At 46.8% G+C, this 22,729-nt stretch carries 22 protein-coding genes and 1 riboswitch; of the genes, 21 read left to right on the top strand and 1 reads right to left on the bottom strand.

Features of this window, described 5'->3' with window-relative positions:
* On the top strand, window positions 1-303 hold a 303-nt coding region (locus tag BLR50_RS08480; protein ID WP_143008073.1), incomplete at its 5' end, for an integrase core domain-containing protein.
* Between the two features lie 24 nt (window positions 304-327).
* Here BLR50_RS08480 and nth read toward each other — a convergent pair.
* On the bottom strand, window positions 328-996 hold the full coding sequence (gene nth / locus BLR50_RS08475) for an endonuclease III (protein ID WP_092640601.1): 669 nt from the start codon (window positions 994-996) through the stop codon (window positions 328-330).
* A 379-nt stretch (window positions 997-1,375) separates the two neighbouring features.
* On the opposite strand from nth, the gene pyrH reads away from it, so the two are divergent.
* The 20 genes from pyrH to BLR50_RS08375 all read left to right on the top strand — a co-directional run bounded on the left by pyrH (window position 1,376) and on the right by BLR50_RS08375 (window position 22,698).
* Window positions 1,376-2,083, top strand: a complete 708-nt coding sequence (gene pyrH / locus BLR50_RS08470; RefSeq protein ID WP_092640598.1) for a UMP kinase — start codon at window positions 1,376-1,378, stop codon at window positions 2,081-2,083.
* Between the two features lie 59 nt (window positions 2,084-2,142).
* Complete coding sequence (gene frr, locus BLR50_RS08465; protein WP_092640595.1) at window positions 2,143-2,697, top strand: ribosome recycling factor; 555 nt, start codon at window positions 2,143-2,145, stop codon at window positions 2,695-2,697.
* 34 nt (window positions 2,698-2,731) lie between these two features.
* Window positions 2,732-3,463 carry a polyprenyl diphosphate synthase gene (gene uppS / locus BLR50_RS08460; RefSeq protein WP_479714957.1) on the top strand — a complete coding sequence of 244 codons (732 nt, stop codon included), beginning with the start codon at window positions 2,732-2,734 and terminating at the stop codon, window positions 3,461-3,463.
* 3 nt (window positions 3,464-3,466) lie between these two features.
* Complete coding sequence (locus BLR50_RS08455; protein WP_092640589.1) at window positions 3,467-4,300, top strand: phosphatidate cytidylyltransferase; 834 nt, start codon at window positions 3,467-3,469, stop codon at window positions 4,298-4,300.
* A gap of 93 nt (window positions 4,301-4,393) precedes the next feature.
* Complete coding sequence (locus BLR50_RS08450) at window positions 4,394-5,545, top strand: 1-deoxy-D-xylulose-5-phosphate reductoisomerase (protein WP_242871721.1); 1,152 nt, start codon at window positions 4,394-4,396, stop codon at window positions 5,543-5,545.
* Between the two features lie 74 nt (window positions 5,546-5,619).
* Complete coding sequence (gene rseP, locus BLR50_RS08445) at window positions 5,620-6,651, top strand: RIP metalloprotease RseP (RefSeq protein WP_092640583.1); 1,032 nt, start codon at window positions 5,620-5,622, stop codon at window positions 6,649-6,651.
* A gap of 32 nt (window positions 6,652-6,683) precedes the next feature.
* Window positions 6,684-7,733: a flavodoxin-dependent (E)-4-hydroxy-3-methylbut-2-enyl-diphosphate synthase gene (gene ispG / locus BLR50_RS08440; protein WP_092640580.1), complete on the top strand. Its 1,050-nt coding sequence runs from the start codon at window positions 6,684-6,686 to the stop codon at window positions 7,731-7,733.
* 42 nt (window positions 7,734-7,775) lie between these two features.
* The gene (locus tag BLR50_RS08435; RefSeq protein ID WP_092640576.1) at window positions 7,776-12,161 is read left to right on the top strand and encodes a PolC-type DNA polymerase III; all 4,386 of its coding nucleotides are present in this window, start codon (window positions 7,776-7,778) and stop codon (window positions 12,159-12,161) included.
* A 242-nt stretch (window positions 12,162-12,403) separates the two neighbouring features.
* Window positions 12,404-13,600, top strand: a complete 1,197-nt coding sequence (gene hisZ, locus BLR50_RS08430; protein ID WP_092640573.1) for an ATP phosphoribosyltransferase regulatory subunit — start codon at window positions 12,404-12,406, stop codon at window positions 13,598-13,600.
* Window positions 13,601-13,642: 42 nt separating this feature from the next.
* Window positions 13,643-14,272 (top strand): ATP phosphoribosyltransferase, encoded by a 630-nt coding sequence (gene hisG / locus BLR50_RS08425; protein ID WP_092640570.1) that lies wholly within the window; start codon window positions 13,643-13,645, stop codon window positions 14,270-14,272.
* 28 nt (window positions 14,273-14,300) lie between these two features.
* Window positions 14,301-15,596 carry a histidinol dehydrogenase gene (hisD, locus tag BLR50_RS08420; protein WP_092640609.1) on the top strand — a complete coding sequence of 432 codons (1,296 nt, stop codon included), beginning with the start codon at window positions 14,301-14,303 and terminating at the stop codon, window positions 15,594-15,596.
* A gap of 15 nt (window positions 15,597-15,611) precedes the next feature.
* The gene (locus tag BLR50_RS08415; protein ID WP_092640567.1) at window positions 15,612-16,661 is read left to right on the top strand and encodes a pyridoxal phosphate-dependent aminotransferase; all 1,050 of its coding nucleotides are present in this window, start codon (window positions 15,612-15,614) and stop codon (window positions 16,659-16,661) included.
* A gap of 29 nt (window positions 16,662-16,690) precedes the next feature.
* Entirely contained in the window at window positions 16,691-17,272 is a 582-nt protein-coding gene (hisB, locus tag BLR50_RS08410; protein ID WP_092640564.1) for an imidazoleglycerol-phosphate dehydratase HisB, read from the top strand.
* Between the two features lie 20 nt (window positions 17,273-17,292).
* A complete protein-coding gene (hisH, locus tag BLR50_RS08405) occupies window positions 17,293-17,889 on the top strand; it encodes an imidazole glycerol phosphate synthase subunit HisH (protein ID WP_092640561.1) in 597 nt (198 codons plus the stop codon).
* A gap of 15 nt (window positions 17,890-17,904) precedes the next feature.
* Window positions 17,905-18,624 carry a 1-(5-phosphoribosyl)-5-[(5-phosphoribosylamino)methylideneamino]imidazole-4-carboxamide isomerase gene (hisA, locus tag BLR50_RS08400; RefSeq protein WP_092640557.1) on the top strand — a complete coding sequence of 240 codons (720 nt, stop codon included), beginning with the start codon at window positions 17,905-17,907 and terminating at the stop codon, window positions 18,622-18,624.
* 5 nt (window positions 18,625-18,629) lie between these two features.
* Window positions 18,630-19,397, top strand: a complete 768-nt coding sequence (gene hisF / locus BLR50_RS08395; RefSeq protein ID WP_092640554.1) for an imidazole glycerol phosphate synthase subunit HisF — start codon at window positions 18,630-18,632, stop codon at window positions 19,395-19,397.
* Between the two features lie 19 nt (window positions 19,398-19,416).
* Entirely contained in the window at window positions 19,417-19,752 is a 336-nt protein-coding gene (gene hisI, locus BLR50_RS08390) for a phosphoribosyl-AMP cyclohydrolase (RefSeq protein ID WP_092640551.1), read from the top strand.
* Window positions 19,753-19,779: 27 nt separating this feature from the next.
* A complete protein-coding gene (gene hisE / locus BLR50_RS08385) occupies window positions 19,780-20,109 on the top strand; it encodes a phosphoribosyl-ATP diphosphatase (protein ID WP_092640549.1) in 330 nt (109 codons plus the stop codon).
* A 445-nt stretch (window positions 20,110-20,554) separates the two neighbouring features.
* Window positions 20,555-21,778 (top strand): tyrosine--tRNA ligase, encoded by a 1,224-nt coding sequence (tyrS, locus tag BLR50_RS08380; protein ID WP_092640546.1) that lies wholly within the window; start codon window positions 20,555-20,557, stop codon window positions 21,776-21,778.
* Between the two features lie 147 nt (window positions 21,779-21,925).
* Window positions 21,926-22,023: riboswitch (THF riboswitch) on the top strand.
* A 120-nt stretch (window positions 22,024-22,143) separates the two neighbouring features.
* Complete coding sequence (locus BLR50_RS08375; protein ID WP_092640543.1) at window positions 22,144-22,698, top strand: folate family ECF transporter S component; 555 nt, start codon at window positions 22,144-22,146, stop codon at window positions 22,696-22,698.
* Window positions 22,699-22,729: the final 31 nt, after the last annotated feature.

Raw genomic sequence — 22,729 nt, 5'->3', positions numbered from 1 at the left:
GATAACGGTTTTGAATTTACCAATCGTTTCTCCAGCAGCAAACGAGATAGTTTTACCTTGTTTGAACAAACGGCACTGAAACTGGGTATCAGACATAAACTTATTCGTCCTTATACACCCCGACACAACGGCAAGGTAGAACGTAGCCACCGTGAAGACCAAAAGCGTTTCTATGACATACACCACTTTTATTCACTCGCCGATTTTGATGTGCAGCTAGCTGCACATCAAAATCGTTCCAATAACATACCGATGCGCCCTCTTCGCTGGCTTTCGCCACTTGAAAAGCTTGCTCTTTCCTAACACTGTCCAAGATGTTTGACAAACCTACACTGTTGCGTTCTTTTCATTATTTCCTTCGGCTTTTTTAAGCGTGCCATAATCACATAGATTATTTAAGCAGCATACCACGCAGTGGGGAGCTCTGGCTTTACATACGGCCCGTCCGTGCAGTACCATGCGGTGGCAGAAATCGTTGGACTTTTCTGGCGGCAACAATTTTTTCAGCTCTACTTCACATTTATAAGCGTCTTTGGTTGTGGTAAGCCCTAAAAGGTTTGTAATGCGAATGCAGTGGGTATCGCAGACAATTGCGGGCTTGTGGTAGATATCACCCAGAATAAGGTTTGCGGTTTTGCGGCCAACCCCGCTTAACGAGAGCAGATCATCCATATTATCAGGTACTCTGGAGCCGAAACGAGCAATTAGGTCTTGGCAGATTCGGATGATATCCTGTGTTTTGGTTCTGTAAAAGCCGCAGGGCTTTACAATCTCCTCCAGTTCATCTGTTTTCGCCTCCGCAAGGCTTTGAAGGGTAGGGTATCTTTCAAATAATATCTTGGTCACAATATTCACTCTTGCGTCGGTACACTGCGCAGAAAGACGCGTAGCAATCAGCAGCTCGTAGGGTTTAGAATACTCCAGTGAGCATTTCGCTGCCGGATATTCTTGTCCCAGCGCTTCAATAATTTTATTGGTACGTTTGATAATATCCATCAGCCCCTACGACCTTCCCAATCTCTAGATGGTGCAGTTCTTGTTTTTACTAGAATATGAATCTGTGTATATAATAAACGAAAAGGCGGCATATTTCAATTATACACAAAAGGTAAAAATTAATCTCTCAGCCAAGATATTTACTTTACTTTATATCTTCCATATTGTAAAATAAACGTTAGTGATATTATCAGGATATGTAAAATATTATATCCTGCCCGGTAGTAATACTAATCTTTCATTAAAGCCTTACTACAAAATGTTTGCATGAGCCATAAATCAAAGCTTTTTGCTCGAATCTTAAGAGGCTTTATTAGAGATAAGTATAAGGGATTCTATAATAAGTTATTTGTTATAATTGAAAGGAATGTTTCTGTTCATGGAGCCAAAATATAAAAGGATATTGCTCAAGCTCTCCGGCGAGGCGTTGGCCGGAGATAAAAAGCAAGGGCTTGATTATGATGTGGTTTGTGCTATCTGCAGCAGCATTAAGCAGGTGCATGATCTTGGCGTGCAGGTTGCGATTGTAGTTGGCGGAGGAAACTTTTGGCGGGGCAGAAGCAGCGAGAAAATGGAACGTACCCGTGCCGACCATATGGGAATGCTCGCAACCGTAATCAATTCATTGGCTTTAGCTGATGCATTGGAACAGATGGATGTTGACGTACGCGTTCAAACCGCTATCTCCATGCAGGCTATTGCAGAGCCGTATATCCGCAACCGTGCGGTTAGACATCTTGAAAAGGGTAGGGTAGTTATCTTCGGCTGCGGTACCGGTAACCCGTTTTTCTCTACCGATACAGCATCTACGCTTCGTGCGGCGGAGATTGATGCTGATATTATCTTTAAGGCAACCATGGTAGATGGTGTTTATACCAGTGACCCGGTGAAGAATCCCGATGCCGTAAAGTATGATACCCTTACATTTGCCGAGGTGCTGAATAAAGACCTTGCGGTTATGGATAGTACTGCTGCCTCTATGTGCAAAGACAATAATATTCCGATCCTTGTTTTCAGTATTGAAGACCCGCAGAACATTGTACGGGCAGCCTGCGGTGAATCCATTGGAACGATGGTGCAGAAATAAAAGCCTTAAGCAATCTTTGATACATGATTAGTATTGATTAAGAGAGGAAGTTGACGAAGATGAAGGAAGAATTAAAGGCTCTTACCGACAAAATGGAGAAGTCCATTACTGCCCTTAAAGGTGAGTTTCATTCCATAAGGGCAGGCAGAGCAAACCCCAGTGTATTGGATAGACTAACGGTAGACTATTACGGAACCCCCACTGCAATCAATCAGATGGCCGCCGTTTCGGTTTCCGAAGCCAGAATTCTTACCATTCAGCCGTGGGATGCCTCTACACTGAAGCTGATTGAGAAGGCGATTCAAACCTCGGATATCGGTATCAACCCTCAAAATGACGGCCGTGTGATACGGTTGGTGTTCCCGCCGCTTACCGAAGAGCGCAGAAAAGACCTGTGCAAGAGCGTAAGCAAGTATTCTGAAGAGTGCAAGGTGGCTATTCGTTCCATTCGCCGCGATGGGGTGGATAAGCTGAAAAAGATGCAGAAGGCCAATGAAATCACCGAGGATGACTTAAAAGACGGCGAAAAGCAGATACAGGATTTGACCGATAAGTATTGCAAGCAGATTGATAAGATGTGCGCCGATAAGGAAAAGGAAATCCTTGAAATATAGTGCTTTTAAGTGAGGGCTGATTCAAATTACTCAAATTATCAAAGAGCTTACGGCAAAAAATGCGCTGCCTACCCATATTGGAATTATTATGGACGGAAACGGCCGTTGGGCGAAAAAGCGCGGCCTGCCGCGGCAGGTTGGGCACCGTTACGGTGCAGCAGCCTTCAGCAACCTAGTGGATTATTGTCAGGAGATCGGCATCCGATACCTTACCGCATATATGTTTTCCACCGAGAACTGGAAGCGCCCGCAGGCTGAGGTTGACGCCATTATGAACCTTTTGCGGGAATACATCAGCGAGGTTTTTGAGAAAAACCAGTCTGGTAACCGTAAAAACTATCGTACTCATTTTATAGGTGAGCGTGTAAGGCTTGCGCCGGATATTGTTGAGAACATGGCTCGCGTTGAGGCTTTATCGCAGGATTGTACAGGCATATGTGTAAATATTGCCCTGAACTACGGCGGTAGGTCAGAGATTGTTCATGCGGCTCAGCAGGCCGCCAACAACGTATCGGCTGGGCTGATAAAGCCCGAAGATATTACCGAGGAATATCTTTCAGGCCTGATGTTTACTGCCGGACAGCCTGACCCTGACCTGATTATTCGTCCAAGCGGCGAGCAGAGAACGTCAAATTTTCTCATTTGGCAGTCGGCGTATTCCGAGTATGTTTTTATGGATGTTTTGTGGCCCGATTTTAAACCCGACCATCTTGATAAGGCCTTAATGGAATATGCCAAACGTTCAAGGCGCTTTGGGGGGATATAGGTTTTGAAGCAAAGGTTAACTACAGCCGCTATTGCTTTAATTGTTCTTTTTGTTGCAATGCTCTTTTTTGAAACACCCGTATTTAACCTGTTTATTGGTATTGTTTCTGCGCTGGCGGTTTATGAGCTGCTGTATCAGACGCAATATGTTACCAGTAAGCTTGTTCTGGTTGTGAGTGTGGCCTTTGCATTGTTTTTCCCCATGCTGTATCTAAAGCCTTTTAAGCATTACCTAATTGCAATGGCTGCGTTTTATTTGGTTTTTTTAGGTGCCATGTTTTTGATGCGGCATGAAAAATATATGTTGCCCAGCATCTGCACGGCATTTTTAGTAACCCTGCTTGTTCCCGTGGTTTTTTCAGTTTCGATTATACTGCGTGACCGGTTATACCCCGATGGCATCTTTTATTATGTTCTGGCTTTAGGCGGTGGATGGTTTGCCGACTCTGGGGGCTATTTTATCGGAAGCCTTTTTGGTAAGCACAAGATGGCTCCGAAGATAAGCCCGAAAAAGACAGTAGAAGGTGCCGTGGGCGGAATTGTGGCTACGATTCTAGGGTATCTGTTGATAGGGTTGCTCTATACCTTATACAGAAGCTTCATGGGCGAGGCTATCCATGTTTCCTACATCATGCTTGCTTTAGCGGCTCCGGTATGTGCCGTTGCAGGCATTCTGGGTGATTTGTTTGCATCTGTCATCAAAAGGCAGACGGGTATTAAGGATTACGGAAACATTCTTCCGGGGCATGGCGGTATTATGGACCGTTTTGACAGTGTTCTGTTTGTATCGCCGGTGCTGTATGTATTTATCTCCTTTGCCTCATTTGTAACAAGGTAACGATAGGCCACATTTATCCACTTTAGAATGGATAAATGTGGCTTGTTACAAAGTAATTTGAATTTGAATGAAATGCTGGTACAGCTTGTGAGTATAAAGAAAATATCCATTTTAGGTTCTACAGGTTCGATAGGCAGGCAGGCACTCGATGTATGCCGCCTGCATGGTTATACCGTTCTAGCGCTTACTGCGAATAAGAATGCGTCGTTACTGGAAGAGCAGGCGCGAGAATTTCGGCCTAAAATGGTTGTAGTGTGCGAAAAAGATGCATATAATACCTTGAAAACGCGACTTGCCGATACCGATACTCGTGTGCTTTTTGGCTCAGAGGGGGTATGTGAAGCGGCAGCCCTCCCTCAAGCTGATATTATATTGAATGCAATTGTTGGAATTGCCGGATTACTACCCACTTTGGCAGCTATAAACGCGCATAAGACGGTAGCGCTTGCCAACAAAGAAACAATGGTAACAGGCGGGGCGCTGGTAACCGAACTGGCACGGCAAAAGGGTGTATCCATCCTTCCTGTAGACAGTGAGCACTCTGCGATATTTCAAAGCTTGCAGGGTAATAATAAACAGAATCAGGTACAGCGTATACTTTTAACTGCTTCTGGTGGGCCGTTCTTTGGCTGGACTCGTGAGCAGCTCGAAGGTGTTACTGCAGAGCAGGCGCTAAAGCACCCAAACTGGAGCATGGGTGCAAAAATTACCATTGACAGTGCTACCATGATGAATAAAGGCTTGGAGATTATTGAAGCCGCCTGGCTGTTTGGTATTACGCCAGAGTTGATTGAGGTTTTAATTCATCGTGAAAGCGTAATTCATTCCGCGGTGGAGTTTGCCGATGGTGCGGTGATTGCTCAGCTTGGTGTTCCTGATATGCGTGTTCCCATTCAATATGCTTTAACCTACCCAGAAAGGCTGCCATCCCCTGCAAAACGACTTTCGCTTACCGATTACGGCAAATTGACCTTCTTTCAGCCGGACAGTAAAACATTTACCTGTCTCTCAACCGCAAAGCATGCCTTTGAAATGGGTGGCTTTGCCCCCTGCGTTGCAAACGGAGCCAATGAGCAGGCAGTGGAGCTTTTTTTAAGTGGGAAAATTCGCTTTACTCAGATTGGAGACCTTGTAGCCGAGGCGGTGGAGACAATTACTCTGCGGGATACCCTAACGGTTGATAATATCCTGCAAGCAGATGCTGCCGCACGTAAATTTGTGCTGAAACGCTATGCATCACGCTGATGACATTTAAAGTGATGATTTGACTTCATAAACCGGTTTCAAGCGTAAAGCTAAAAGAAAGGTATGGTACGAAGATGAATATTGTTGTAACCATCCTTATAACGGTATTGGTTTTCAGTGTAATAATTTTTATTCATGAGCTCGGACATTTTGTAACCGCAAAATCAACGGGAATTAGGGTAAATGAATTTGCCTTGGGTATGGGACCAACTATTTTTAAGATTAATAGAGGCGAAACAAGGTATTCACTTCGTGCTTTTCCTATCGGTGGTTTTGTAAGCATGGAGGGCGAGGATGAAGAAAGCAGCGATGAGCATGCTTTTAATCGCCGCCCCCTCTGGTGCCGTATTTTGGTGGTAGTGGCCGGTGCATTTATGAACCTGGTGCTTGGGTTTATCGTGGTACTGATTATTACGCTGAATCAGAATGCCATTGCTTCTACAACCATAGCTGCTTTTGACAGCGCCGCAACCAGCAGCAGTATGCTGAAAATAGGCGATGAGATATTAAAGATTAACGGTTCGATGGTGAAGGTCGATTATGATATCATCTTTTCGTTGGTTCGTGATACCGACGGTAAAGCAGATTTTGTTATAAGGCGTGACGGAAAGATTGTTGAACTCAAGGGTATACCTTTTCCCGTAGAAAAGAATGCAGAATTGGGGCAATCAATCCGGTTGGATTTTAAGGTGTACCCAGTTAAAAAAACCTTCTTTTCGGTACTTCATCAATCGTTTTTCTACTCTTTAACCATTGGCAAGATTGTTTGGGTATCCCTGCTTGACCTTGTAACGGGCAGGTTCGGGGTGCAGCAGCTATCGGGGCCGGTGGGGGTATCAAAGGCCATTGGGCAGGCATCCGCCATCGGGTGGCAGTCGCTGCTGTCACTGGTTGCGTTTATAACCATCAACGTGGGTATTTTTAACCTGTTACCCTTGCCTGCGTTAGACGGTGGCAGGCTGTTATTCCTATTGGTGGAGCTGGTAAGAAGAAAACCGATAAACCCGAAGTATGAAGGCTTAATTCACACGGCAGGCTTTGCGTTGTTGATACTATTAATGGTTTTTGTAACCTTCAACGATATTGTCCGGTTGATTAAGGGGTAGTTTTTTCAGGGTAGGAAAGGCAGGCTTATTTCATGACAGACCGGTTTCATACCAAACGGGTAGCTGTTGGCAAGGCTTTTATCGGCGGCGGTAGCCCTATCACCATACAATCCATGCTCAGCAAAAGGGCGGAGGATACTGAGGGTAATATAGAGCAGGCCAAAGCTTTAAAAGAGGCTGGCTGTGACATTATTCGGGTAGCTATTCCCGATATGAAGGCTGTAAAACTGATAGACGCAATTAAATCAAACGTGGATGTACCGCTTGTGGCGGACATCCATTTCGATTATCATCTGGCATTAGAGTCAGCTGCCGCCGGGGTGGACAAGATTCGTATCAACCCCGGAAATATCAGCAGCGACGAGCATGTAAAGCAAGTGGCTGATACCTGCCGCCTAAAGGGAATTCCGATACGAATCGGGGTAAATTCCGGATCATTGGAGAAGCATATTCTTGAGCGATACGGAGCACCTACGGCAGAAGCTCTGTGCGAAAGTGCCCTGTATCACACCTCGCTGCTAACCCGCTATGATTTTGAGGATATAGTGCTTTCAATGAAATCCTCCAACGTTAAAACCATGGTGACGGCTTACCGTCTGGCTGCTGAGCGCTGTAGTTTTCCATTGCACCTTGGGGTTACGGAGGCTGGGACCGAGCGCATGGGTATTATTAAGTCTGCAGAAGGTTTGGCCCCCCTTTTACTTGATGATATTGGCGATACCATCAGGGTTTCGTTGACCGACGACCCTGTTAAAGAGGTCTCTGCGGCAAGGGATATCCTGAAGGGGCTGCAGCTATACGGCGGTGTGAATATAATCTCCTGCCCAACCTGCGGCAGAACCAGTATTGATTTAATCAGGCTTGCCAAGGAGGCAGAGGCGGCTTTGGCAGGCGTTAATAAGGATATTACGGTGGCTATCATGGGCTGTGCAGTAAACGGCCCGGGAGAAGCGCGGGAAGCGGATATCGGTATTGCGGGCGGCAACGGGGAGGCAATGCTCTTTAAAAAGGGGCAGATCATTAGAAAGATACCTGAAGCCGAAATTATACCGGTACTGCTCGCAGAGATAAAGGCTATGTAGCAATGGTTGTTGTTATTGTTTACGGAAAGGTAAGATAAAGCAATGGAAAGAACGTTTGGTGCTTTGTTTGGCGCAATCCTTTGTAAGGACATGCTTTCGGATGCAATCGCCAAAGGTAGAGTTCTGCATCTTGACGTAGACAACGAAAACAGCTTTTTGGGTATTGCCGCGGAATTTGACCAGACCATAACCAAAAAGGAGCTTTACCTGCTGGAGGAAAACATTGCTGCCAAGATGAATCTGCGCTCGGTGATTATATACCCGCGTTATCAGGAGCATCTGCTTACCCGTGAATATTTTCCTGAATTAGTAACTGCCCTGCGAAATAAAGGTAAGATTGTAAACGGATTCTTGGATGATGCTGAGGTCGAGATTACTGATCAGTGTGTATCGGTAAACCTATGCTACGGTGGTTTAAAGATCTTAAAGCAAACAGGATTCGATACGGCTTTACGGCAACTTATCAAAGATGAATTCTGCGTTAACCGTGAGATTACCTTCTGCGGTACCACCGAGATTGCCGAAGATTATGCGGCTAAAATCAGTACTTTTACAGCCGCAGAAAAGGCAGCTTTGTCAGATTCAGCTGCTCACCCCACAAAAATGCAACCGGTTGTGGGGGCTAAAGATTCTGATAGAGAACGTTCTGCCCCCAAACGCGTTGAGCGGCAGAACAAAGAACCGGTGCCCGGTAATCCGTTTGAGCGTTTACCCATCGTTTCGGGAAGCGCACAGGTACTGATCGGAAAGGCCATCAACCAGCAGCCAATAAGCCTGGAAGAGGTAAATGCCGAATCGGGCAAGGTGGTGGTTTGGGGTGATGTGCTTACAAACGATAAAAAAGAAACCCGTGATAAGGCGAAATACATATATTCCATCGATTTTACCGATTATACCGGTTCTAATACCCTAAAGCTAATTTGCGATAAGGCAAAGGATAAAGAGAAGGTTGAAAAGCTTGACGGCTTGAAAAAAGGTACCACAATTATCATTCGTGGTGATGCCGGCTTTGACAAGTATGATAACGAGGTAAACATCCGCCCGCTGGATATCATGACGGCACAGCAGGTGAAGAAAAAAGATAATGCAGAGAATAAACGTGTAGAACTGCATTGTCACACAAATATGTCATCTATGGATGGTATGAGCAGCGCTAAGGACTTGATTATGTGCGCCTACAAGTGGGGGCATAAGGCAATAGCTATTACCGATCACGGTGTGGTGCAGGCATACCCCGAGGCGATGAACACCGTAAAGGATATTCGCAAGGGGGGTGGACAGTTTAAGATTATTTACGGCGTTGAAGCCTATCTGGTGCTTGATTCATTAGACGTGGTGCAAGGGGATTCAACAGCGCCGCTTGAGGATGAAACTGTGGTGTTTGACCTCGAGACCACCGGCTTTTCGCCCTATAACGACCGCATTATTGAAATTGGTGCGGTAAAGCTTAAGAATGGGGAGATTATCGACCGATTCTCCACCTTTGTAAACCCACAGCGCCCTATCAGTGAAAAGATTACCGAGCTAACCTCGATCACGGATGATATGGTAAAGGATGCACCGTTGGAAGAGCAGGCGGTGCGGGATTTTTATGCCTTTTGTGGGGAAAGTCCAATACTGGTAGCGCATAATGCCTCATTTGATACCGGTTTTTTAAATATCTCATTGAAACGTCTTGATATTACCTGCAATTATACAGCGGTGGATACGGTTTCTATCGCTCGTGCATTGCTGCCCGATTTAAATAATCATAAGCTTGATACAGTTGCCAAGGCACTGAAACTTGATGACTTTAACCATCACCGCGCCTGTGACGACGCCGCAGTACTTGCTAGTATCTACCTGAAGTTTATTGAGACGATGAAATCGCAGTTTAATATCCAGGCAGTCAACGAGATTAACGGCGGGCTTGTGCTGGATGATTACAAAAAACTCCCATCTTACCACCAGATAATCCTTGCCAAGAATCAGGTGGGGCTTAAAAACCTATATAAGCTTATTTCCAAGTCTCATTTTGAGCATTTTTATAAAAAACCGAGGATTTTAAAGTCAGAGCTTACCAGGCTTCGCGAAGGGCTTATCCTTGGAACAGCCTGTGAAGCCGGAGAGCTTTACAGAGCTATTGTGGAACAGAAAAGCCACCAGAAGCTGCTGGATATCGCCGCCTATTATGACTTCTTAGAGATTCAGCCGCTCACCAACAACGACTTTTTAATCAGGAGCGGTAAGGTTAAGGATGAAGCGCAGCTGATTGAATACAATAAGCTGATTGTGTCGCTTGCAGAACAGTTGGGTAAACCCTGTGTGGCCACCGGAGATGTGCATTATCTGAATGAACGGGACGGTGTTTTCAGAAAGATTCTGCTGTCGGGGCAGGGGTATACCGATACCGAGTACCAGCCGCCACTCCACCTGCGCACAACGGATGAGATGCTGCAGGAGTTTTCCTACCTAGGGGAACAGAAGGCCTACGAGGTGGTGGTAGAGGCCCCCAACCACATCGCCGATCTGATTGACGATTCTATCCTGCCGATACCGGATGGCACCTACCCGCCGAGCATTCCTGGCTCTGAAGAGGATCTGCAGCGCATCACCTGGAAAAGGGTGCATGAAATCTACGGCGAAAACCCTCCGGAGGTGGTTTCGGCACGGCTGGAGAGGGAATTAACGTCGATTATAAAGCACGGCTTTGCGGTGCTTTATATGATTGCACAGAAGCTGGTGTTTAAGAGTGAAAGCGACGGTTACCTTGTGGGCTCGCGTGGTTCGGTAGGCTCGTCGTTTGTGGCAACCATGGCGGGTATTTCTGAGGTTAACCCGCTGCCGCCGCATTATGTGTGCCCAAACTGCAAAAACAGCGAATTCTTTTTAGACGGTTCAGTAGGATCGGGCTTTGACCTGCCCGAGAAGAACTGCCCTGTTTGCGGTACAAGGTATAAGCAGGATGGGCATGATATCCCGTTTGAAACCTTCCTTGGCTTTGACGGCGATAAGGCGCCGGATATCGACCTGAACTTTTCGGGTGAATATCAATCCACTGCCCATAGGTACACCGAAGAGCTGTTTGGGGCAGATAATGTTTTCAAGGCCGGAACGATTGCCACGGTTGCCGATAAAACCGCCTATGGCTATGTGAAGAACTACCTTAATGAGCATGGACGTGTGGTACATAAAGCGGAGGAGAACAGGCTGGTAAGCGGCTGTGTTGGGGTAAAGCGTACTACCGGCCAGCACCCAGGCGGCATGGTTGTTATTCCTGCTGGGTATGATGTTACCGATTTCACCCCCATTCAGCACCCGGCTGACCAAAAAGAAAAGGGAATCACCACAACGCACTTCGATTTCCACTCGCTGCATGATACTATACTCAAGCTCGATATCCTTGGGCACGATGTTCCCACGCTCTATAAGCACTTGGAACAGCTTACTGGCATCAAGATTAACGATGTACCGCTCAACGACCCAAAGGTTTACAGCCTTTTTACATCCACCGAGGCGCTTGGGGTTGAACCGAAGGATATCGACTGCGAAACGGGTTCGCTTGCGATACCGGAAATGGGCACCGATTTTGTTCGTGGCATGCTGCTGGACGCTAGGCCCAAGAACTTCTCCGACCTTTTGCAGATTTCGGGTCTTTCCCACGGTACCGACGTTTGGCTGGGCAACGCGCAGGAATTGATTAAAAACGGGACATGTACTATCTCGGAGGTTATCGGAACGCGTGACTCGATTATGACCTACCTGATCTACAAGGGTGTAGAGAAAAAACTCTCGTTTAAGATTATGGAGTATACCCGTAAGGGAAAGGCTCCAAAGGAGTTTACGCCCGAGCTGATTCAAACTCTGTTGGACCACAATGTTCCACAGTGGTACATTGATAGCTGTTTAAAGATAAAATATATGTTCCCTAAGGCGCACGCCGCAGCCTATGTTATCGGTGCGATTCGTCTGGGGTGGTTTAAGGTGTATTATCCGCTGGAGTTCTATGCAGCCTTCTTTACCGTGCGCGGCGGCGACTTTGATGCAGAAAGTGCTATTGCGGGCAAACGGGTTGTTATGCAGAAGCTTGCGGATTTAAAGGTGCGCAAAAACGAGCGCTCCGCCAAGGAGGACGGTATTTTTGAATCGCTGCAGATTGTTAACGAGATGCTGGCCCGTGGTTTAGACTTTTTGCCGGTAAGCCTTTATAAATCCCACGCCACCAGTTACCTTTGTGAGGACGGAAAGATTCGGTTGCCGTTTTGTGCATTGAAGGGAGTTGGCGAGAGCGCCGCTCAGAATCTGCAGGCCGCCAGAGGCGGTGAACCCTTTCTTTCGGCCGATGACCTTGCAGCCAAAGCGGGGGTATCCAAATCAGTGATTGAGATTCTGGACAATGCCGGTGCGTTGGAAGGGTTGCCTAAAACCAGTCAGCTTACGCTTTTCTAGTTTAGCAGATGTAATAAAATATGTGGATAATCTTTATAATGGTTGACAGCAGTATTTTATCATGGTAATATAGTAGCATACTAAAGTGATGGCTTGTTTTGCGTGAGGAGAGTTTGAAAATGAATTTTCAAACTATGTAAGAATTACTGTCGGAGTGTAATTCCTCCTGCGGCAAAGCTGCACCGCAATTATGGTGTTTTGTGCCTTTCCGGCACAAGTGCCGGAAAGGCATGGTCATAGGAATGAAACGATACAATACCATAACGCCGGAGGGTATACGCGATCTGCTTTTTGAGGAATGCGTAGCGCGCCGTAAGTATGAAAAGCTGTTGCGTGAATTGTTCTTAGGCAGGGCATATAACGAGGTGGTTACTGCCGGTCTTGAATTCTACGATGTTTTTTCATCTGATGCCCTGCATTTCCCGCAGGAAAGCATGTATAAGCTGACGGATAATAAAGGCAGGCTTCTGGTGTGCAGGCCGGATTCTACCGCACCTATCGCACGGCTTGTTGCCACCCGTTTAAGGAATGAAACGCTCCCAATCAGGCTTTTTTATAATCAGGATGTTTACCAGATGACCAAAAGCCTCTCCGGCCGCAGCGACGAGGTTGTTCAGATGGGCATTGAGCTCATCGGCTCAAGCTCGCGACGTGCGGATTTGGAGGTCATTGTAACGGCGCTGGATGCGCTAAGATCGTGTAATTCCACTGATTTCCGCTTGGAAATTGGGCATATCGGTTTCTTTAACGCTTTAATAGCAAGCTTGCCTGTGGAAGATGAAACCCGTGAAGAAATCAGAGGCTTTGTTGAAACGAAAAACTATGCGGCACTGAATGATCTTTTAGATACCATCGGTGATACCAAAGCGATTGCTGCGCTGCGCAGACTGCCGTCACTGTTCGGCGGCGATGAAGTCATTGAAGAAGCTGCGCAGCTTTTTGAAAGTGCCGAAACCAAGCAGGTACTTGATTACCTGAAAGGCATCTACGATGAATTAGCAAGATTAAACCTTAGTGAAAAGGTGATTATAGACCTTGGGCTTGTTCACCGTAAGGATTACTATACCGGCATTGTTTTCCGTGGATATATAGAAGGTTGCGGCGAGCAGGTGCTTTCGGGCGGCCGTTATGATTCGTTAATTGCCGATTATGGGCTGAACCTGCCTGCCATCGGTTTTGCGGCCGATATCTCGGCAATCGCCTCGGCTCTTTCCAAGGGTGACAGCACGGTGAAGCTGCGGTCTGCCGACGTCTTAATTTATGCAGAAACCGAATACCAAATGGAAGGGCTAGCACGCCAAAAAGAACTGATCAGTAAAGGGCTGCGGTGCGAATACTGCTTATTCGATACCCTTGATGAAGCAAAGGCCTATGCCAAGCAAAAGGGTATTTCAAAGCTGCTTCACGTTTGTAACAAGACTGTTGAAATAAGCCTATAACCGGATTTTTGTGAGCAACCGGCAAGGAAGGAAACTGAGCACATGAAACCTCTTCGTATTGCCTTAACAAAGGGCAGACTGGAAAACGATACGGTAAAGCTGTTTGAGAAGATGGGCTTTAACTGTGAAGCATTGTTAAATAAAGGCCGCAAGCTGATTTTAACCATCCCCGATGCAAACCTTGAGGTGGTGCTTGCCAAGGCCGCGGATGTCATCACCTATGTGGAGCACGGTGCCTGTGATTTGGGTGTTGTGGGCAAAGACACCATTATGGAGCAGGGGCACAGCTTTTTTGAGATGCTTGACCTCGGTTTCGGGCGTTGCCGTTTTTCGCTGGCTGCCCCTAAGGATGCGGATTTTTACGCAGGATATAACGTAAAAACCATTGCGACGAAATATCCGAATGTAGCGCGTGCTTTCTTTGAAACCAAGAGTATGGATGTAGACATTGTGAAGATAGAGGGTTCTGTGGAGCTTGCACCGCTCATCGGTCTTGCCGACGCGATTGTGGATATAGTAGAAACCGGTACAACGCTAAAGGAAAACGGGCTTTCGGTAATAGAGGACATTGCCCCAATATCCGCGCGTGTGATTGTGAACACTGCTTCTCTTAAACTTAGAAAGACCGAGATTGAGACATTACTCGCTCAGATGAGTAATCAACTCAACTGAATTGCTATTGAAGGGTATGGTTTTTGTTATGATAAACTTAGTAAAGGCAAACGGCACCGATGAGGTGAAGTTGATTGAAACCCTGCGTACAAGAAGCGGAGAAACCGGCAGAGAGGTGTCAGCGCGGGTTTCCGAGATTATAGAGACGATTCGTACCGGCGGAGACAAAGCGCTGCTCGATTATACCCTGAAGTTTGATAAGATTATCCCAGACCCTTTACAGGTACCTCAACATCAGATTGATCAGGCAGTTCAGGCTGCCGATCCGGTATTTTTACAGGCACTTAAAAATGCCGCAGAGAATATCCGCCGCTTTCATCAAAAGCAGCTGCAGCATGGTTTTACGGTAACCAACGAGGATGGAGTACTGATGGGGCAGAAGGTGCGCGGGCTGCATCGTGTAGGGCTTTATGTGCCGGGCGGAACAGCGTTTTATCCTTCTTCGGTGCTGATGAACGCTATTCCTGCGGCGATTGCCGGTGTTAAGGATATTGTTATGGTTACGCCGCCCTCCAAAAACGGAGGCGTTAACCCGGATATTCTGGTTGCCGCCTATGTTGCGGGCATCACAAAGATATTCCTGGTTGGTGGGGCGCAAGCGGTGGCGGCACTGGCCTTTGGTACCGAGACTATCCCGAAGGTAGATAAGATTGTAGGCCCCGGCAATATCTATGTGGCTACCGCGAAACGGCTTTTATATGGGATTGTAGATATCGACATGGTTGCAGGCCCCAGTGAGATTCTTGTTATTGCCGATGAAAGCGCAAACCCGTCCTACCTTGCGGCAGATATGCTCAGTCAGGCCGAGCATGACGTTTTGGCATCGGCGATCCTTATCACCAACAGCCAGCGTATTGCCGACGCAACCTTAAAGGAGCTTCAAAAACAAACCGCAGAAGCGCCCAGAAGGGATATCATTGAAAAATCACTGGCGGATTATTCGGCGATTATTGTATGCGATGATATGAACCGTGCGGTTGAGCTTGCCAATGAGCTTGCACCTGAGCACCTTGAGGTTATGACCGAAAATCCCACCGAATATCTTGGCAGGTTGGAGAATGCAGGCTCGATATTCCTTGGCAGGTATTCTCCTGAGCCTCTTGGCGATTACTATGCGGGCCCGAACCATGTGCTGCCCACCAGCGGAACCGCCCGTTTCTTCTCCCCACTTTCGGTAGACAGCTTTTTAAAGCGTACGAGCTTTATCTGCTATACCGAAAAGGCGCTACAAGCTGCCAAGGATGATATCGTTTGTATTGCCGAGCGCGAAGGGTTGTATGCGCATGCAAACTCCATAAAAGTGCGCTTTCCATCTCAGAACTAAAAGGAGCCCTTGATTATGCCTTACGAACTTTGCGAAAAAATAAAGAATATGACCCCCTATGAACCCATAAACGGAGATTACTCCATTCGATTAGACGCAAATGAATCCTTTATCGCTCCGAATAAGATGCTACAGCAAAAGATTCAGGATGCTGTTGCGCAGGTAAGCTTTAACCGTTACCCCGATGCGTTGGCAGTTGAACTATGTAAAGCATTTTCGCTTTACTACCGGGTAGGCGTTGAATATATCACAGCTGGTAACGGCTCTGATGAGCTGATTTCGGTAATTATTGGTTCTCTGCTGCAAAAAGGGGATACCCTGATTACCCTTTCGCCCGATTTTTCCATGTACCGTTTTTACGGCGAGATGGCTGAAATGAATATGGTTACTCTTAAGAAAGGCGAAAGCCTTGAAGTAAACGTGGATGATATTCTAAAGGCTGCTAAAGACCATAGCGCCAAGGCGATAATATTCTCCACCCCCTGTAACCCAACCTCCTTGGTTACCGATAAAAATGAGGTTCTGCGTTTAATCAATAGTACCGATATGCTGGTGGTGGTAGACGAAGCTTACATGGATTTCAGTAACCAGTCGATTCTGCAGGAGGCTGTTTCCTTTGATAATGTGATTGTATTAAAAACCTGTTCCAAGGCGTTTTCTGCGGCAATCAGGCTTGGCTTTGCGGTAGCCAACAAGCGCATTACCAACGCGCTGCGTGCGGCCAAATCGCCCTACAACGTAAACAGTGTCACGCAGGCTATTGGCGCGGCGATCTTAAATGAGGCTGATTATAACCGAGATTGTATCAAGCAGGTGCTTCAAAACCGTGCGGAGTTGTACCAAGATTTAACAGATCTTGCCTTAAAAAAAGCTGATATCATAAAGGTTTATAAGTCCGAGACTAATTTCATCTTTGTTGAGCTTCAGGATGCAAAGGCGACACATGCAGCACTGATGAACAAAGGGATTGTGGTTCGGTGCTTTAACCGTCATCTGCGTATTACCGTAGGCTCAAAGGATGAGAACAAGGCATTGGTTGCAGCACTTGATGAGCTGCTGAAATAATAAGGAATAGAATATGGGAGGCGAGTTTCATGCGTGAAGCGACGGAAAGACGGCAAAGCAAAGAAACCGATATTCAAGTAAGCCTTAATCTTAACGGAGCAGGGCAAGCGGAGGTTTCTACCGGCATCGGCTTTTTTGATCACATGCTTACAGCCTTTGTCGTACATGGCGGTTTTAACGCCGGTATTAAAACAGTGGGCGACCTTGCGGTAGATTGTCACCATACTATTGAGGATACCGGAATTGTTCTGGGCCGTGCTTTTGCAAAGGCGCTGGGCGATAAAAGCGGCATTATGCGTTATGGCAGCTTTTATATTCCCATGGATGAATCGCTCGCCTTCGCTTCGGTGGACATCAGCGGGAGGCCGTATCTGGTGTTTGACTGTCCCTTTTCAGGGGAACGCATGGGCGAAATGGAAACCGCTATGGTAGAGGAATTCTTTAGAGCCTTTGCCTTTAATGCGGGTATTACCCTGCACATCAGGTTGTTATATGGCACCAACGACCACCATAAGTGCGAAGCGATATTCAAGGCAGTAGCTCATTCACTGAAAATCGCTCTGCAGCAGAATGGCAAGCCGGTTCTTTCCACCAAAGGACTGCTCGACTAATTGAAAAAGGGGCAAGCCAGATGATAGCAATTATAGATTACGGTGCAGGTAATCTGTTCTCGGTTAAAAACGCGCTGAATTATATAGGGTTCGAAAGCTGTTTTACCAAAGATGCCGACGAGCTGCGAAAGGCTGATAAGCTTATTCTGCCGGGCGTTGGTGCTTTTCCAGACGCAATGAAGATGCTAAACGCCAGCGGGCTGGTACCTACCATTAAGGAACAGGCGCTTAAAAAGCCGCTGCTGGGTATTTGTTTAGGAATGCAGATATTGTTTGAAAAGGGCTATGAGTTTTACGAATGCGAAGGTCTTGGGCTTATAGAAGGCAGTGTAAAAAAGATAGAGAGCTGCGGGCTAAAGATTCCGCATATCGGCTGGAATGATTTAACCGCGTTAACACCCTGCCCGCTTATGAATGATGTTCCCGAGCAGAGCTATGTGTATTTCGATCACTCCTTCTGCGCCGAAACTGCGGATGAGCATATTGCGGCTTACACAACCTATGGGCAGAGGGTGCCCGCACTTGTAATGTCAGGAATGGTGTACGGCGCGCAGTATCACCCCGAAAAGAGCGGGAATGTGGGTCTTACCATGCTAAAGAATTTCTGTACACTGTAATCAAGGAGTACTGCAATGATTATCTTTCCGGCCATTGATATACAAAACGGAACCTGTGTGAGGCTGACACAGGGCGATTTTGCTACCGCACAAAAGGTGGCAGCCTGCCCGGTGGAAACAGCTTTAGGGTTTAAGGCGGCGGGTGCCGGCTGGGTTCATATGGTAGACCTTGACGGTGCAAAGGCGGCATCCCCTCAAAACAGCGAGATTTTCATCAAGGTTGCGGCTAAAACCGGCTTAAAGGTACAGATTGGCGGTGGCATCAGGAGCATGGAAACGGTTGAGTTTTACCTTGCAAATGGTATCAGCCGTGTAATCCTTGGCTCCGCCGCGGTGAAGAACCCTACGCTGGTTAAAGAGGCGGTTAAGGTGTTCGGCGAAAAGATAGCCGTTGGCATCGACGCGAAGCATGAAATGGTAGCCGCCGAAGGCTGGCTGGATACCAGCAGCGTTCATTATATAGAGCTTGCTAAAAGGATGGAGGCTATTGGGGTTCGCTGTATTATCTTTACCGATATCTCGAAAGACGGTACACTTCATGGCCCCAATTTAGAACAGCTGGAAGCGCTTAGCAGGGCGGTCTCCTGTGATATCATCGCAAGCGGCGGCATCAAGGATATCCATGATATTCAGGCACTGCGCGACAGAAAGCTTTACGGGGCAATCTGTGGTAAGAGCCTGTATCAGGGCACACTGGGTTTACAGGAAGCCCTCAGGGAATGTGAAACGAGGTAGATAGAATGCTGGCCAAAAGAATTATCCCTTGCCTCGATGTGAAGGATGGTAAGGTTGTAAAGGGAATAAACTTTATCGATATCAAAGAGGTCGGTGATCCGGTTCAGTGCGCAATTGAGTACAACCGGCAGGGGGCTGATGAGATCACATTCTTGGATATTACGGCTACGCATGAGGGCCGTGGCACCATGATTGACGTTGTACGCAGAACCGCCCAGAATGTCTTTGTCCCGCTGTGTGTCGGTGGGGGCATTCGCACCATTGATGATTTTCGGGATATTTTGCGTGCGGGAGCCGATAAGGTTTCGGTGAACTCCGCGGCGGTGCATAATCCTGAACTGATACGCGAAGCCGCCGATAAGTTTGGCAGCCAATGCGTCGTGGTGGCTATTGATGCCAAGCGAGACGGCAAGGGTAGCTTTCATGTGGTGATTAACGGTGGCCGCATTGATACGGGTATAGATGCCGTTGAATGGGCGCAGCGGGTATATAAGCTGGGGGCAGGCGAGATTCTGCTAACCTCTATGGATACCGACGGCACTAAGAACGGCTTTGATATTGAACTGACCGATACAATCTCCAACATGCTGGATATCCCAGTGATTGCCTCCGGTGGCTGCGGTTGTCTTGAACATTTCTCTGATGTTTTTGAAAAGACACAGGCCTCGGCCGCTCTCGCGGCTTCACTTTTTCATTATGGCGAGCTGACGGTAGAACAGGTAAAACAACATCTTGCAAAGCATGCTATCCCAGTCAGGAAAATAAAGGCATAATAACGAGGTGTAGTTATCTATGAATCTGGCTCAGTATTTTCAAAAAAGCGAACTGATTCCCGCAATTATTCAAGAGAACAAAACCGGAGAGGTTCTAATGCTCGCTTATATGAACAGCGAAAGCCTTCAAAAAACACTTGAAACGGGCTACACCTGGTTTTATTCCCGTTCCAGGCAGGAGTTGTGGAACAAAGGAGCGACCTCCGGTCATGTACAGAAGGTGCTCAGCATATCCGCCGATTGCGATAACGATACCCTCCTGATTACGGTGGAACAAACCGGCCCCGCCTGCCATACAGGCGCTAAGAGCTGCTTTTTTAATAAGATTGAATTACAGGTAAACGAACAACAGTGATTCTGTCATGAAAGGAAAGAATAGAATATGGCTAATGATACATTGCAGGGCCTTTTTGAGATTGTTAAGGCTCGAAAAGCACAGCCCGAGGAGGGTTCTTACACCTGCTACCTGTTTGACAAGGGCTTGGATAAGATATTAAAAAAATGTGGCGAGGAATGCAGCGAAACTATCATCGCCGCAAAGAACATGGATAATGCCGAAACGGTGAACGAGATCTGCGACCTTTTTTATCATCTGTTGGTGCTGATGGCTCAGCAGGGCATAGAGCTTTCAGAGGTAGAAGCCGTTTTAGAAGAGCGCAGAAAGAAGATTGGTAACTTAAAGCAGTTCCATCAGACCAATAAAGAGTCCTGATAGAAATTTCTTACTGAAAAATACACTCAACTTAAGCTTGCAGGAAATTAAATTTTAATTGACAAACAAAAACGGGTATACTATAATTGCTACAAATGCGATGAAAGGGACAGTAGCTTTAGTCATTCCGGCAAAGAGAGCCTTCGGGTTGGTGTAACGAAGGGTACGGAACACTTGAGTGAATACACCCTGGAGCAGCCTTGCTGAGTGGGCATCTGCCCTGTAGGTTTGTGCCGAGTTCGCGCGTTAAAGCGAGAGAGTATATATGCTGAGAAAAACAGTGTTCGTACTCAGTAAGGTCGCGCACCGTTTTATGTTGGGTGTAGCCGTGAGGCAGCGACAAACAGAGGTGGTACCGCGTAGATTACGCCCTCTGCACTAGGGAAAGCCCTTGTGCAGAGGGCTTTTAGTTTTATTTCTGGTTTACAAGAAAGGAATGACTAAGATGAGTGTATTTGATGTACTGCAGGAGCGCGGTTTGATTGCGCAGATGACCGATGAGTCAGAGATTAGAAAGCTATTGGAAAACGAGAAGGTTCCATTTTATATCGGCTTTGACGCTACAGCAGACAGCCTGCATGTGGGGCATTTTCTGCAACTGATGGTAATGTCGCATATGCAGAAGGCTGGCCACCGCCCAATCGTTCTGCTGGGCACCGGTACCACGATGGTGGGAGATCCGACAGGAAAAACCGATATGCGCAAGATGCTTACGGTGGACGAGATTAATCACAACGCCGAGTGCTTCCGGCGCCAAATGTCAAGGTTTATTGATTTCGGCGAGGATAAGGCAATTCTGGTGCGTAACGGCGATTGGTTGATGAAGCTGAACTACATCGAATTCTTGCGTGAAATTGGCGTGCATTTCTCGGTGAACAAGATGTTGACCTACGAATGCTTTAAATCCCGTCTTGAGAGAGGGCTTACGTTTATAGAGTTTAACTATATGCTGATGCAGAGCTACGACTTTCTACGCTTAAGCCGCGATTACGGCTGTAAGATGGAGCTTGGCGGAGACGACCAGTGGGCAAATATCCTTGGAGGCGTTGATCTTGTTAGAAAGTGCGATGGCAAGGATGTTTACGGCATGACCTTTACGCTGCTTACCACCAAGGAAGGTAAAAAGATGGGCAAAACCGAAAAGGGCGCCCTGTGGCTTGACCCCGAAAAAACACCGCCGTATGAATTCTTCCAGTACTGGCGCAATGTTGCCGACGCTGATGTTATCAACTGCTTAAAGCTGATTACCTTTGTATCGATGGATGAAATCCGTGAGATGGCAAAATGGGAAGGAAGCGACCTTAATAAAGCGAAGGAGCGTTTGGCTTATGAGCTTACCAAGCTTGTTCACGGTGAAGAAGAGGCCGAAAAGGCATTAAGCGCAGCCAAAGCGTTGTTCTCTGCCGGTGGCAGCGATGAAAACATGCCTACCACCCAGCTTACCGCCGAAAGCTTTAAAAACGGTGAGCTTGAGGTACTGGAACTGTTGGTGCTAACCGGGCTTGCACCATCCAAGGGCGAAGGCAGGCGGCTGATTCAGCAGGGTGGCATTACCGTAAACGGAAACAAGGTGGAGGATATCAGCGCCAAGGTTACCGCCGCTGACTTTACCGACAATACTTTAATGCTAAAGAAGGGCAAAAAGGTCTTCCATAAGGTTATTCTTTAGTATCGAATAGTAATCGATTTAGCTTGAATTGGATAAATAGTTTCAGGGGGATTTCCACAGAAAATCCCCCTGATTCTTTATTTTATAGGTTAATTTGTGCAATTGATTATCTGTAATAATTGTGCTATATTTACAGCAGAAAGATTTAGCAGAGTAGAAACCTGTGCGTAAAGTGCCAGCCGGACGGGGAGTTGCCGGGTGGACGAAAAGTTTAACTTGCGGTACAGGCTTCGCATCCCGCTGCTACATGATAGTTTGTACGGGTTCCCGAATGCCTGCAGCCTTTTATCCTGGGAAACTGTATAGAGGTCGCCCTCCTATGTGTAGCAATCTTTTATATTGCTATATTTAAGGAGGTTTTTTTGTTGAAAAAGTTCGCAGGTTTAATTATCAGCTCGGCAAGGGAGTTAAAGAGTGTGCTGTCGCTTGCAATATCTTCGATGCTGACAGCACTCAATGTTGTTCTTGGCTTTTTTACCATACAGCCCAATGAGTTACTGAAGTTTACCTTTGCATTTATTCCGCTTTCGATAACGGGAATGCTCTATGGGCCGGTGGCCGGGGGCCTTGCCGGTATTGCGGGCGATCTGCTAAAATTCTTTATTAAGCCCACCGGGCCATATTTTATCGGCTTTACAATTAGTGCGTTTCTAACCGGTTTTATCTATGGGTTGTTCTTTTACAAAAATAAGATAACGCTTTGGCGGGTGGCGCTTGCCCATCTTACGGTTGTAATTTTTGTACAGCTTCTTTTAAACTCCGTATGGATTGCAGTGCTTTATGATAAGGCCTTTCTTGCCTTACTCCCGGCAAGGGTACTTAAGAACTTTATTATGTACCCGATTGAAACCGGAATGATTTATTTTGTATCTAAGGCACTGGAGAAGATATTGGAACGCAGTAGAATAACCACACGTTAGTACTCATTTTATAACCTTGCAGAAGATGGGG

The sequence above is a fragment of the Acetanaerobacterium elongatum genome, assembly GCF_900103835.1.
GTDB lineage: Bacteria > Bacillota > Clostridia > Oscillospirales > Ruminococcaceae > Acetanaerobacterium > Acetanaerobacterium elongatum.
The sequence above is the reverse complement of the archived record's forward strand: the minus strand, read 5'-3'. Positions and strand labels throughout refer to the sequence as shown.

Excerpts from the sequence above, each read along its gene's own strand:
- pyrH (WP_092640598.1), top strand. The coding sequence starts at position 1,376 with ATGGAGCCAAAATATAAAAGGATATTGCTCAAGCTCTCCGGCGAGGCG.
- hisH (WP_092640561.1), top strand. The coding sequence starts at position 17,293 with ATGATAGCAATTATAGATTACGGTGCAGGTAATCTGTTCTCGGTTAAA.
- ispG (WP_092640580.1), top strand. The coding sequence starts at position 6,684 with ATGACAGACCGGTTTCATACCAAACGGGTAGCTGTTGGCAAGGCTTTT.
- BLR50_RS08415 (WP_092640567.1), top strand. The coding sequence starts at position 15,612 with ATGCCTTACGAACTTTGCGAAAAAATAAAGAATATGACCCCCTATGAA.
- hisZ (WP_092640573.1), top strand. The coding sequence starts at position 12,404 with ATGAAACGATACAATACCATAACGCCGGAGGGTATACGCGATCTGCTT.
- BLR50_RS08435 (WP_092640576.1), top strand. The coding sequence starts at position 7,776 with ATGGAAAGAACGTTTGGTGCTTTGTTTGGCGCAATCCTTTGTAAGGAC.
- hisA (WP_092640557.1), top strand. The coding sequence starts at position 17,905 with ATGATTATCTTTCCGGCCATTGATATACAAAACGGAACCTGTGTGAGG.
- hisD (WP_092640609.1), top strand. The coding sequence starts at position 14,301 with ATGATAAACTTAGTAAAGGCAAACGGCACCGATGAGGTGAAGTTGATT.
- rseP (WP_092640583.1), top strand. The coding sequence starts at position 5,620 with ATGAATATTGTTGTAACCATCCTTATAACGGTATTGGTTTTCAGTGTA.
- hisI (WP_092640551.1), top strand. The coding sequence starts at position 19,417 with ATGAATCTGGCTCAGTATTTTCAAAAAAGCGAACTGATTCCCGCAATT.
- hisB (WP_092640564.1), top strand. The coding sequence starts at position 16,691 with ATGCGTGAAGCGACGGAAAGACGGCAAAGCAAAGAAACCGATATTCAA.
- frr (WP_092640595.1), top strand. The coding sequence starts at position 2,143 with ATGAAGGAAGAATTAAAGGCTCTTACCGACAAAATGGAGAAGTCCATT.
- hisF (WP_092640554.1), top strand. The coding sequence starts at position 18,630 with ATGCTGGCCAAAAGAATTATCCCTTGCCTCGATGTGAAGGATGGTAAG.
- hisE (WP_092640549.1), top strand. The coding sequence starts at position 19,780 with ATGGCTAATGATACATTGCAGGGCCTTTTTGAGATTGTTAAGGCTCGA.
- hisG (WP_092640570.1), top strand. The coding sequence starts at position 13,643 with ATGAAACCTCTTCGTATTGCCTTAACAAAGGGCAGACTGGAAAACGAT.
- nth (WP_092640601.1), bottom strand. The coding sequence starts at position 996 with ATGGATATTATCAAACGTACCAATAAAATTATTGAAGCGCTGGGACAA.
- tyrS (WP_092640546.1), top strand. The coding sequence starts at position 20,555 with ATGAGTGTATTTGATGTACTGCAGGAGCGCGGTTTGATTGCGCAGATG.